At 41.6% G+C, this 12,566-nt stretch carries 8 protein-coding genes; 2 read left to right on the top strand and 6 right to left on the bottom strand.

The genetic code is table 11. The features are described from left to right. Positions 1-230: 230 nt before the first annotated feature. Positions 231-668 (top strand): DUF6918 family protein, encoded by a 438-nt coding sequence (locus tag ACFFRD_RS25600; protein WP_114082299.1) that lies wholly within the window; start codon positions 231-233, stop codon positions 666-668. 438 nt (positions 669-1,106) lie between these two features. After that, positions 1,107-2,018 (top strand): M23 family metallopeptidase, encoded by a 912-nt coding sequence (locus ACFFRD_RS25595; RefSeq protein WP_392478287.1) that lies wholly within the window; start codon positions 1,107-1,109, stop codon positions 2,016-2,018. Positions 2,019-2,441: 423 nt separating this feature from the next. On the opposite strand, the gene ACFFRD_RS25590 is transcribed toward ACFFRD_RS25595, so the two are convergent. The 6 genes from ACFFRD_RS25590 to ACFFRD_RS25565 all read right to left on the bottom strand — a co-directional run bounded on the left by ACFFRD_RS25590 (position 2,442) and on the right by ACFFRD_RS25565 (position 12,472). After that, the gene (locus tag ACFFRD_RS25590) at positions 2,442-4,016 is read right to left on the bottom strand and encodes a mechanosensitive ion channel family protein (RefSeq protein WP_392478285.1); all 1,575 of its coding nucleotides are present in this window, start codon (positions 4,014-4,016) and stop codon (positions 2,442-2,444) included. 606 nt (positions 4,017-4,622) lie between these two features. Beyond that, positions 4,623-6,851, bottom strand: coding sequence for an EAL domain-containing protein (locus ACFFRD_RS25585; RefSeq protein WP_392478283.1), 2,229 nt, complete (start codon positions 6,849-6,851; stop codon positions 4,623-4,625). Between the two features lie 560 nt (positions 6,852-7,411). Continuing rightward, positions 7,412-8,542: a glycosyltransferase family 4 protein gene (locus ACFFRD_RS25580; protein ID WP_392478281.1), complete on the bottom strand. Its 1,131-nt coding sequence runs from the start codon at positions 8,540-8,542 to the stop codon at positions 7,412-7,414. 321 nt (positions 8,543-8,863) lie between these two features. Then, positions 8,864-10,294 (bottom strand): O-antigen ligase domain-containing protein, encoded by a 1,431-nt coding sequence (locus ACFFRD_RS25575; protein ID WP_392478279.1) that lies wholly within the window; start codon positions 10,292-10,294, stop codon positions 8,864-8,866. 125 nt (positions 10,295-10,419) lie between these two features. Then, the gene (locus ACFFRD_RS25570) at positions 10,420-11,346 is read right to left on the bottom strand and encodes a glycosyltransferase family 2 protein (RefSeq protein ID WP_392478277.1); all 927 of its coding nucleotides are present in this window, start codon (positions 11,344-11,346) and stop codon (positions 10,420-10,422) included. Next, positions 11,264-12,472, bottom strand: coding sequence for a glycosyltransferase family 4 protein (locus ACFFRD_RS25565; RefSeq protein ID WP_392478276.1), 1,209 nt, complete (start codon positions 12,470-12,472; stop codon positions 11,264-11,266). The genes ACFFRD_RS25570 and ACFFRD_RS25565 overlap by 83 nt, the downstream gene beginning before the upstream one ends. Between the last annotated feature and the right edge of the window lie 94 nt (positions 12,473-12,566).

Genomic DNA, 12,566 nt, shown 5'->3' with positions numbered 1-12,566 from the left:
CTGCCAACTCTACCGTGTAAATGCAAGGCTTGCTCTAATTCCCTCCTTTTTAAGGAGGGTTAGAGAGAATCAAGCCTTAACTCAAGCATATTGCACTATGGACGAAGCCTTCAGTAGTGAAAAAGTGATGTTCATAACATCCTCTAACTCTGATACCATTTTCTGTAATTTCCTGCTTGCTAAAAAAGTTAGTCGAATAGAAATTAAGTACTGAGATAAGGAAAAGTGAAATGGGACTTAGCGAAGGACTTTTGAACCCGACCAAAAAAGCGATGGTCGTAGATGAATGTTGCAACATGATAGAAGTACAGCTTGCATCCAAGTCAGGTATGAGCGGTATCGCTTTGAAAACTGCCTTTGCTGCTCTCAAAGGTGTCAAGCCAGGGTATATCCCCTACGTAGTTGAGCAGATCCTGCCGCAGTGCCTCACCGCACTTGATCCCATCTGGAGCGAAGGTGTACAGAAAGGCGATCCAATTGGACACCTGAATGCAAACCGCTCTCATACGGCAGATGCGCTACTGGGTGTAACTGATGCTAGAGTCAAGAGTGCCAAGCGCCAAATCGTGCGAGGAACCTATGAAAAACTTCGCGGTTCAGCCAAAAAGCACGTAGAAGAAGCTATTCCAGACTTAGCCAAAGTAATCGATAATTACACTAAGGTTTGAGGCATAAGGTAGATCGCGCAGCGTGTCGCAGACAAGGCAGGAGCAGTATTACTTATAGGATTCGACCCCTCCTAAATTGAAGCCACTGAACTCTCGTAAGAAAGCAGAAAGCTGACACAACATTGGGGGTCTGAAACCCAAGACTCTAGCAATTGATAAACGTATGCCGCCGTTCGATGCGTCGATAACTGGCATACGGAGCAGATATTAGACATCTTCGAAAATAAATGTAGAGACTTAGCAGTGCTACGTCTCTACAAGGGTTCTGGATAAAACATATTTGATTTCTGGAGATGTTTATGTACTTCTAGCACGAAAGTGTCTGGCTAAGGTCTTAAAAATAACATATCTGCTAAACTTCCTGATAATTTCCGAGTTAGCTTGAAACAGCAAATAATCAGAAACTATCTGAATTATTGTTTTAATAGGCTTGCAATTATGAAAAAACTTACCGTTTTTCGATACCGCACTTATGGACTAATTGGTTTAATATCCTTAACCGCCGTATTCAGTACAACTACATCTGCCCTAACACAGTTAGCAAGCGATTCCCCAACTGGGCAAACTCCTATCCCCGCTTCTAACTTAATCTGGCCAACTCAAGGGTTTATTTCTCAAGGCTTTCGCAAATATCAACATGAAGGAATTGATATTGCAGGGGCATCTGGAACCCCAGTTGTTGCTGCTGCATCGGGTACTGTTGTAAAAGCAGGTTGGGATAATTGGGGGTTAGGCAATGCCATAACTATTAAGCATCTTGACGGTAGCACTACTGTTTATGGTCATAATCGCCGTTTGCTGGTGAGCAAGGATCAACAGGTCATTCAAGGTCAAATTATTGCTGAGATGGGATCTACAGGCAATAGTACAGCACCTCATCTCCATTTTGAAGTGCATCCAAATGGTCGAATAGCAGTTGATCCTCTTCGTCTATTGACATCTTTAACTGCAAGTGTTTCCCCTGCTTCTAAAATTCAGCAAGTGGATAACCCGAACCGCCCAGTCTCGACACCCCCCGTAGCAAAGCAAGTTTCACCTTCATTGCCTCCAATGGGTTTTGCACCTATAAGCAGTGATACTAATTGCAATGGAGTTACCATTATTGATGGTGAAACTGCAAATATTCGTGTCAAGGTCTGTGAAGAAAATGGGCAGTTATTTTATATTGGGCGGTTGAAGCAAGACCCAAGCAAGCCTATAAAAATACCAGCTTTGAATATTGGTAAAGGCAGATATCGAGCAGATAATGGTAGTTTTTATTATTTAGTCAGCCCTGAAAGAGTGGAAGTTTGGCGAAATGGCACCCAAATGCGTTCTGACAAATTTTATACTTTAACAAAATCACCATAAAGTTAGTATTTAATGTTTGACTATGGCTTGAGTTGATTAATTTGCTCAGTGATTCCATAGCTATATATATATTGCTGTAGAAATTATCACTTGTGATGCTGGGCTTGCTTTTGTTTAAGTCCAGTTAAAAGAGATAACCAGGGCGTAGGATGTCACTTATGCTGCTGACAAAGATATGTTCAACTTAACCAGATTTACGTTTGATAATTATCAATCGCATTTGGTCATAAGTAATTTCCTATCGCTCTGGTGCTTGTTTGGCGGTGAAGTTTCGCCAAAAGTATAAAAGTAAAGGGCTTTTCAAGCCTATAACAATCGTTACTATTTTGTTGTATGAATGGACACAATTTTTGCTAGCTTTCAAATTTCTTCCAGCCTGACATAACACCAACTCGCAATGCTCTTTAAAAATAAAGTGCCAAATTAACCTTCAGCACTTTCAGCACGGATGGGAATTACAATTCCTTCGCGCAGTAGTGCATCTGTAAAAATCTTTCGAAGAACACGTTGAATCTGAAGATGTTTTCCTGGCTTCACCTTCGTTAATGTCCGCAGCAACAAGTTAGATTCTCCAAGGCTTTCCACTCCATCTATCTGTGTACCTTCGAGTACATCTGGATCGTTTGTTTTTAACTGTTGTCCTACCTCCTCAATCACTTTGTACACATGAGCTAAGTTGGAATTATAGGGCACACCAACTTCCACTACTGCAAAGATATACTGTTTAGAATAATTGGTAATTGAGCCAATATCTCCATTGCGAATAATCTGCAATTGACCATTGGGATGTCTAATACGAGTGGTTCTGAGTTCAATTGCCTCAACAACACCTTCGACAACTTTCTCTTCGACTTTCCCAGCCTCGATATAATCACCCACTAAGTAGTAGTTTTCAAACAAAATAAAGAAGCCACAGACTATATCATTTATCAGTGTCTGTGCCCCTAAACCTACAGCTATACCGACAATACCAGCACCTGCTAGTATAGGAGTTGGATCAATGTCAAGAGTATAGAGAATAGAGATAATAGCAGCAAAGTATACAAAATATTGTAAGAAACTACGAAAAAGAGGAACGAGTGTCAAGCGTCTACTTCTTTGAATATCAGTTAGATTCCGGTCTTTAAACAGCACCTCTTCAACAAGTAGGTAAACGACCTCAAACAACACACGACTAATGAAGATGATGCCGATGATCTTGATGATTCGCGGGCCAAAAGCTGCAATATTGGCGATTAACTGCACCTGCTGAATCACCAATGTTGCCATGCAGACATAAATTACAAATTCTAGACACCGTTTTAAAAAGGGTATCAGATGTCGGAGGCGATCGTAAAATCTCAAGAGGTTATCAGGGTTGGAGTATCTGACACTGAGAGCATCAAGAAAATCAACTACCGCCGCGACTGCTTTGAGAATCAGCAACCCGACGGCAATAATTAGATAGATTCGCAGTGCAATGTACAAATATTCCGAAACCGTTGCTGGCAATTTGAGAAACTGGGCACACAAAATGACAGCCCACAGCCAGATTCCACCGCTAATTCTGTGATAGAGGGCGTTAAAGAAAGCATCAATACTTTCATCATCGGCAGTATTTTTTTCTAAGTTTTTGGCGCGAGTGCTAGCTATCTTCAGCCAATATTTCAGAAATTTCAGTGCGATCGCGGCTAATATGAAAGTGCCAATGCTCTGAGCTATGCCAATTCCTAGAGTTATCCAAAATCCTGATGGAATACGCTCAAGCATTGCGATGGTGTATTGTTGAAGGTTTTCGCCACGATAAACTAGATAACCATTAGCACCCACAATCAAAATACATGACACCAAGCAAGCAAGTAACAATAACCCTGTGATGTTCCGACGCAAGGTTTTGATACTCCTATCTTCGCTCTTTAATTTTGTAAATAGCTTGAATAACTTGTTTACAAGCCAGTTCAGTAATAAAAAAACAAAGATTACAAGGCTGACTTCAGCTAAAATGATTAATATATTCATGCGCGATCGTAAAACTTAAATAATTTAAGCGTTTTATTATCAAAACCTATTGAGAGATACCTTGATATCTCTATAAGATAGATGATAATTATTTCATATAATCATCTGTTGTCAAGCTATTAACATTTAAATCACTTTATATCTAAGTGATGATTTCCAAAAAGCCTTTAAGGAAGATATTTGTGTAATTTCGGCTTCAAGAGTTATATAAATCACCTTAAAATTCAAATACTTAAGTATGTGTTCATTGATAAGGGAACTCCAAGAAATAAATTATCCAATCTTGTGGGGTGGGCAACATGAGCGCCCTATATCAGGTATTACAGAACACTCGTTTAAGCTGCTTAATGCTAGCCCGTGGCAAGCAATGATGAGATTTTTTAGGGCTTTTGAAAACCGTTAAGTAACCGGAATAAACTACACACACCACAATAGACGAAAGAGAAACTGAGGACTGAGGAATAGTATTTTTTACTCAGTACTTTCAAGCCAAATGGGTGGAAATAAAGCAATCTATATTAAAAAATATAAATTGACCTTTTTTTAATTACAGCGATTTTCAGGTAAATAGACCATACAGTAGGGGCGCAAAGCCTTGCGCCCCTACTAAAGGAAAGATTTAGGCTCAACATCCTGACAGTTTATCTGCACCACACAATTTCTTCCTTGTGCTTTTGCCTGGTAGAGTCCCTGGTCAGCAGCAGCAATTAAGGTTGCGGGAGATAATTGGCTATGAGGAGTGATGGTTGCCACACCAAGACTTAGAGTGATGAATTCGCTAACCTGGGAATGGGGATGAGGCATTTTTAATGCACTAATATTGGTCTGAATATCTCTTGCAACTGCAATAGCCCCTTCAATATCAGTATTCGGTAAAATAACTGCAAATTCTTCTCCACCATAACGAGCAACTAAATCAGCAGGGCGTTTAACTGTCTGAGAGATTACCTTGGCAACCTGTCTAAGGGCATCATCTCCTGCGAGATGTCCATGTGTATCGTTGTAAAGCTTAAAGTAATCGACATCGCACAAAATCAAAGATAGCGAACCTTGCTCTCGTTCCAACCGTTGCCACTGTGTGTTGAATGTGTCATCAAAGCAGCGTCGATTTCCCACTTGAGTCAGACCATCCGAACAGGCAAGGCGCTGTAATTCTTGGTTTGCTTGTTGTAATTGGTGGTAAAGTTCTGATTGCTGAATAGCGATCGCAGCTTGTCCTGCTAGCTGGTTAAACAAGTTAATCTCCGATTGCTGCCATTGTCTGGCATTACGGCATTGATGAGCAATCAATAGTCCCCACAAACGCTCTTTCTGCAAGATAGGCACGACAAGGTTTGCCCGGATTTGCAAACTCCGCAGGAGGTCAAGATGACACGGCGATAATCCAGCAGTTTCAACGTCTTCGATCGCTCTGGTGTTACCTTGTTGAAAGTAAATTGCACGGGTAGATTTAAAACATGTGTCCATAACGTGAAATCCCAGAATGGACATACACTCTTCTGCTAAGGATTCTACAGCTACTAACCCACTCCAGTCTGACTCAAACTGGTAAATTATTACTCGGTCTACCTCAAACAGTTGCCGCACTTCGGCTGCTGTGGTTTGCAAAATCTCATCTAACTCTAACGATTGTCGAATGCGCTGCGTCACAGCCGCGACAATTCGCTCGGACTCATTTTGGTGTTGGACATGCCGCTTAAGCAACTTAGAATCTGTCGATGCTACATTTAACGTGATCGGATCAAAGTGAGGGGTTGTAGTGATAGGGACTGCACTAGGTTTAGCAATCAAATAGCCTTGAGCAAGATTTGCACCTCGTTCTCGCAGCCAGTTCAGTTCCTCAATACACTCAATTCCTTCAGCAACGGTCTGGATGTTTAACTTTTGAGTAATCTCTAAAAGCTTCTCGGTAATCGAAGCTTTGTAAAGGTCTTGATGTACATCTCGAATTAACTCCATATCCAGCTTGATAAAGTCTGGACGTAACTGATGCAGCAAGTTTAGGCTGGAATAGCCAGAACCAAGGTCATCAAGAGCAACTAAAAATCCAGCATCTCGGTAGTATTTAAGCACTGCCTTGAGATGGGTTAAATCTTGAGGATTATCTGATTCTACAACTTCAAAAACAACGCGATCGTGGGAAATTTCGGCAGTATCAATTGCCTCAACTGAACTACTGAGGCAAAAAGCTGGATCGTAAAGTGATGTTGGCGCAAAATTGATGAAGATATGCCCACTCACTTTATACCGACTGAATTCAGTGATTGCGCTGAGGCGAGCAATTTGGTCGAGTTGTGGTATTAGTCCGGCTTCGGTTGCTAACTCCATAATTGGTGTCGGTAGCATTAAATTGCCTTCTTCATCCAGCCCCCGCAAGAGCGATTCATATCCAAAAATCTGCGATGTATCGTTAATTGAGACAATTGGCTGAAAGTAACTGGTAAATCGTTCCGTTGCCAACATTTCAACTAGCCAGTCGGATTGGTTCAACTTAATGAAGCGTTGTAATGAGGCTATGTCACTAAAATCATGGAGTTGAGGTTGGATATTACCTTGAGTGAAAAGGACTTGCGTCTCTTTTAATTCTCTAGGTGCAAGTAGTTTGGCCAGGTTACGGGCAATTTCTATAGACTGTCCGGGTTTACACTTCAAACTCAAACCTGGTCGCTCGTGCATCAGTTCATACTCAAGGCCAAGCTGCTGTAGGTAGGAGGTGACTTTTTTGAGGGTATGTGTAACGGGAAACCAGAGAAAGAGCCTGCCTGCCTCCTTAGTCTGGCAGCGTGCAACATTGCGACAAGCACAGGTTTTGGAGATAGAACATATCTGGCTCATAGCTAACTACTTTGTTCAATCAAATTTATTTTATTATTCCCACTATTTTTACAATAAAAGATAAACTATGCTTCAAATATATGAAGATTTGATGAGTTCGGTAATTTGAAGAATTTGGTGTATCAAATAACAGAGCAGCACATCTATAGCTTTGTATTAAAGGTTTAAGTAATAGTCGATCAATTTTCTAGAATAAAGCAAATTAATAAGAGTTAGATAAAAAATTTAAGCCATGAAATAAAAAGAAAAATTAGCTAGGTAAGGAATAATTTTTTGCTAGACTAATTTAGCTTGACCTTATCCATATCGTTAACTGATGCGCTTAGTGTTAGTTTTTACATCACTCAAGTAGGCTGACAGATAAGATAGTTAAGTAATTAATTTCAAAAATAAGAGTAAAGACGTTGCAATGAAACATCTCTACTCGCCAAGATAGTGGAGAATTGCGATCGCTGGAGATTTTGTATTATTTTTTAACCACAGATTCACATAGATAATTCATCGGTATCAATCTGTGGTTTCATTTTCATAAAATTGACTTTTGCACAAAGTTTACTGTTTCATTCAGCAGATGAAACACTTGGTATTGCAGAACGAATTGCACTAATAAAGTTTTGAGCATAATTCTGCGTTGAAAAATCTAAAGCGCGTTGTCTGGCAGCTATTCCTGCACTGCGGGCAAATTCTTGTTCGTCAAGATAGCGGAGAATTGCGATCGCTAATTTATCCGCATCGCCGTAAGGTGTTAATAGTCCATTCATCCCATCGGTAATAATCTCTGTCGGGCCGCCTGCATCGCCAGCAATCACAGGTTTACCCAGCGCCATCGCTTCAATAATCACAATTCCGAAGGGTTCTTTATCCGAAGCATGAACGAATACATCCATTGCCTGCACCCACTCCGGGATATTACGCTGTAGTCCAGCCATAATTACTTGTTCTTTCAAGCCCAAGTTTGTGATTTCTGCTTTTAAGAAGTCCTCATAGTCTGGTTCTAAATCGTGCTTACCGCCAACTACCACACAATGAGCATCAGGATACTTCTCTAAAATTTTGGGCATCGCTTGCACCAATATGTGCATTCCCTTCCATCGTTGCAATCGTCCCACAATTCCAATCAGTGGGCCGTGTAAAGGTAAGCCCAGTTTTCGGCGTGCTTCTTCTGGAGTTGGCAAAGCATCAGGCTCAAATCGGTCTAGCGCGACACCGGGATAAACCAAGGGTGTTGGCCTGTGGGGCCAAATCTCTGCTTGTGCTTGCTTACCATCTTGAGAGAGAGTGATAATTGCGCGAGCTGGGATTAAAGTAGCGAGTCGTACCAACCAAGTTTTATCGCTAGGTACTTCTAGCTGATACCATACAGCAGGCAAACCAGCCAGCATTGCCGCCAAGCCTCCAGATATATGCGTAATCCACATCCAATTGACAATTATATCTGCACGTTCACGGCGTGCGATCGCAGCTATCTGAAAAACAGCACCAATAAAACGGTGGATTTGGCGTAAACGTCCACTTTCTACAACTCGTGCATCAATGCCAAGGGACTTGACTTGTTCTACCATCGGGCCGTGTTCTAAAAATATCACTAGCCACTCAACACCAGCATTACGTCCTTGCTGTACTAAATCCCAAAGCATCATTTCACCGCCGCCTCGTTGCTCGGCTAGTGGCATTACAATAATTGCTTTCATAATTTAATCAGTCCTATTTTAAGTTGTAAGATTTTGTTTTTTAACTCAATTGATATAGCAATACACTTGGATTAAGCATTTTATTTTTTCTTCTCTCTGTGTTCTCTGCGCCTCTGTGGTTCGTTCAAAAAACTGACTTATACAAAGAGCTTCAACCTTAACCCAAGCGTATTGATTTATATAGCAGTCCTAAATGAGTCGTGAAAAATATAGATAAGGAAACGAACCGCAAAGGACGCAAAGGACGCAAAGGGAAGAAAGAAGAAAGAAGAAAGAAGAAAGAAATATGTAATTTTAACCAATGGTTTAGAATTGCTATATTTATGAATTTTTCGGATTGCTATAGTATTTGTGTCCTGCCATAGCCATAGCCAGAAATCCCCAAAGAATCATCCCTGCTACACTCAACATTCCGCTACCGATAATTAGCTGTGTAGCAGAACTGATGCCAATGGCGCGGGCAGCACTAATAAAACTATCAAAACGTCCTTCACCATAACTGCTAACACTAATAATTAACAAAAGTAATCCACCCATATAAAAGATGGCTCCAAACCAACCAAGGGTGAAAAACATATCTAAAATGCCACTATCAATCACCACTACTTCAATTTGACCAGTTTTTTCGTTGACTTTCCAAATATTTCCTAAGCCGTTACCTAAACCATTAGAAAGTGCTAGACCAAGGTTTTTGTCATAACTTCCCGATCTATCTTTAAAACTTGTATCATCTTGAAGATTAGAAAAAGTTTCCAAACGGGCTGATATAACTCCAGCAATTGGCTCAATAGTTGTCAATGGCACAACACAAATTGCCATCACCGCAATTATAACGATCAAGCGCATTTGAATTCGCGCCTTGACTGAAGCCACAATCATAATTATTCCAAATAACCAGCCTCCCCAATTAGTTCGTGCTTGTGTTAGTAAGAACGACAAGTAACCAACAGCTGAAGCAGGAAAAATTAAATTTCCCGAACTGGTAAATAACAACAGTAAACCAGCTTGCATGACGGAACCAAAAGGGCCGACTGAGTGCAATGTACTCCAGACACGCATCCCGAAAGGTACGGGGTTCCCAGAACTCATAAATAGTTTTGATTGGATGAGCCAATACCTATCCCACTCAGGGGCTACTACGAATTGATATATGCCATAAGTTCCTAAAATTAGCACGCACCAAAGAAATGTTCGCTGAATATTCTGGCGATAGCTAGGATAATCTCGCCAGTTTATAAATAAGTGAAAAGCGAAGATAATCGGACTGAGCCAATCCAGGAGTCCACGTGCTACAGGGATTGGTGGGTTATAAATCAGACCGATGAGAAAGCCATAAAAGACTCCGATAAAAGCCATAACAAACGGCAAACCCCCTTGGCGTGAGGCGCGGGGAAAATGTCGCAAGAATGTTGCTATGGTTACAAACACCACTAAATATGGTGCTATGAGCATCTGGCGGGTAGCGTCCCAGCCTACCCGATAGTCAACTAAGCGGGTAGCTAAGGGTGTGAGAAACCATATCCACCAGGTAAAGCTGATGTAGAGAATGGGATGCCGCAAGTATAAAAACACGGCTACAGCTAAAGCTGTCACCGGATAAATTAGGCGCAATGCAGCAGTAGCACCAGCAAAATAGCAAACTACAATCAGTAGTATAAAGCCTGCGATCGCCATCCACCCCTGTTGCGATCGCTCTTCTGGAGAATAATTTTCTTCTAAAAAACTATTGAAAAGTATCTGTCTAGAATTCATTCAATTTTAGATTTTAGATTTACACATAAAAAATCCCAAATGAAATAATCAGTCTGCAATGACCAATGACAAATGACTAATGACCAATGACTAATGACCAATGACTAATGACCAATGACCAATGACTAATGACCAATGACAAATTCTTTATATCCCTGCCAACGCCCACGCCAAGATGCCAGCAACTTTTTCCCCGCCAACTGCCCTTGGCTAGGTAAAAATCTCAGCCATTGTACAAAACCCAAACTATCGCATGTACCCACAAATACTGCCCAGAATAAAAATACAATCCGGCGGATAAATGGCAAATGCTCTAGTAAAACTAGGGTTTCGTTATGGACTAAATTAATAAAGGCAATCTCGTTAAAATTATTTCGCTGATCTTCATCAAAACGTTGTGCAGGATAGTGATCTACAGCAACATTAGGATCATAAATTATCTTCCAACCAGCCCGCTTTAATGCCAGAGTAAATGCCATTTCAAAATGTACCTGCGCCCCAGTACCACGCATCCGCTCGTCAAAGCGCAATTGTCCGATGGCCTCTTTACGAAAACTCATGTTTACGCCTTTGAGAATATCGACTTCGCGGGGTTCTCCCACTCCCAGATGATGGTTGCCAATCACTCGTCCAAACCACTGCAACTGTCCCACTACTGGGCGGGATTCATCTTCTAATTTGCTGCCGTGGTATACCCAATCACGCCCTCCCAAACCGCCAAGGCGACTATCTGAGGTAAAGTAAGCGGCGATGCGCTCTAACCAATCTGGGTGAGGTGCGGCATCATCATCAGTAATAGAGACAATATCGCCCTCCACTGCTGCTAGTCCGGCGTTGAGGGCTGCTACTACGCCCGGTTGTGTCACTTTCACAGTATGCAGTGGCAGATTGGGAGCGTTTAATTGCGCCAGAAATTGCCAAGTTTCTGCATCCGTATCGCGGACAACCACTATCACCTGATCGACTGGTTTAATTTGCTTCTGTAGCGCTAAAAGGCAGCGTGATAGGTCTTGTGGACGGCGATAAGTTGGTATCAGAACGGTGTTCCGCATTCTTGCTTAACTCCTCGAATAGATCCACATAAGTTTGTGCCATACTAGTCCAGCTATGTTGTTCTGCCACAGAACGAGCAGCTTTGCCCATTTGCTGTATGAGGGTGGGACTACTCACCAAAGTCAGCAATGCCAGAGCCAAAGCATCAATATCATCTGAGTCGGATAAGACGATGCCACATTCTGGTGTCACCAATTCTCCTCCCCCGGTGGCTGTGGCAGTAATTACTGGTAGTCCTGAAGAAAGTGCTTCTAACAATACGAGGCTGCAAGCTTCGTATCGGGAAGGAAAAACAAATAAATCTACTGCTTGCATAATTTGGGGGATATCACGGCGAAATCCTACAAAATGCACACGTTCATTTAACCCCAAAGAGGCTGCTAACTGCGGGAAAGGACTATTTTGGGTGTGTCCCACTACCACCAGATGTAAATCTGGAACTTTCACCAAGGCGTGCAGTACTGTATCTAAGTTCTTTCTGGGTGTGCGGATATCTCCGGCGAATAAAGCCAGGGTGACATTCTCCGGTAAACCCAACTTTTGGCGATTGCTTTTGCTTTCACCAGGAGTAAACTCGTCTAAGTCAACGCCATTAATAATTACGCGAATGCGAGAACGCGGTACACCAATGTTGACTAATTCGTGAGCTACTTTTTCTGATACTGCTACGACAACTTGCGCTTTTTGGAAAGCCAGTTTTTCCCAACGGGCATTAAAAGCCGTAAACAGCCACTGGTACAAACCATATAAATCTCGGCGGTTGCGAGAAATATGAACAGGCGATCGCAACCATGAACTATGGACAAAATGTACAGCATTCACATCAGCCGCAGCCAGATTAATTGCGCCATTGACTTTAACTAAATCAATCTCAGAGCGATGTTTCCGCAACCAATCTGTACTTTTTTGGGCAAATATGAAATTACGTACAAATTCTGTCGGATAGTCTTTGACTGGAATTGGAATCCAATTAACTTGACTATTCTCCTCTAGTTGTGGTGCAACTTCACTCGCTAATAATGTCAGTTGATGACCACGACGAATTGCTTCATTAGCAACCTCATAGTTTACCCGTCCCTGTCCATCACCTTTTTTAATTTTATGAGTAACAATACAAAGTTTCATCCAATACCTTCTTTAATAATCTAAGCTCACATATAACCGCAGCCAAAGAACTTTAAATAATCTTATTTTTTCCCTTCGCGCTCTTTGCGGTTCG

It is taken from the genome of Nostoc sp. C110 (genome assembly GCF_043099725.1).
GTDB lineage: Bacteria > Cyanobacteriota > Cyanobacteriia > Cyanobacteriales > Nostocaceae > Nostoc > Nostoc muscorum_A.
Note: the sequence above shows the minus strand (reverse complement) of the source record. Positions and strands in the feature narration are given on the sequence as shown.

Excerpts from the sequence above, each read along its gene's own strand:
- ACFFRD_RS25600 (WP_114082299.1), top strand. The coding sequence starts at position 231 with ATGGGACTTAGCGAAGGACTTTTGAACCCGACCAAAAAAGCGATGGTC.
- ACFFRD_RS25595 (WP_392478287.1), top strand. The coding sequence starts at position 1,107 with ATGAAAAAACTTACCGTTTTTCGATACCGCACTTATGGACTAATTGGT.
- ACFFRD_RS25590 (WP_392478285.1), bottom strand. The coding sequence starts at position 4,016 with ATGAATATATTAATCATTTTAGCTGAAGTCAGCCTTGTAATCTTTGTT.
- ACFFRD_RS25585 (WP_392478283.1), bottom strand. The coding sequence starts at position 6,851 with ATGAGCCAGATATGTTCTATCTCCAAAACCTGTGCTTGTCGCAATGTT.
- ACFFRD_RS25580 (WP_392478281.1), bottom strand. The coding sequence starts at position 8,542 with ATGAAAGCAATTATTGTAATGCCACTAGCCGAGCAACGAGGCGGCGGT.
- ACFFRD_RS25575 (WP_392478279.1), bottom strand. The coding sequence starts at position 10,294 with ATGAATTCTAGACAGATACTTTTCAATAGTTTTTTAGAAGAAAATTAT.
- ACFFRD_RS25570 (WP_392478277.1), bottom strand. The coding sequence starts at position 11,346 with ATGCGGAACACCGTTCTGATACCAACTTATCGCCGTCCACAAGACCTA.
- ACFFRD_RS25565 (WP_392478276.1), bottom strand. The coding sequence starts at position 12,472 with ATGAAACTTTGTATTGTTACTCATAAAATTAAAAAAGGTGATGGACAG.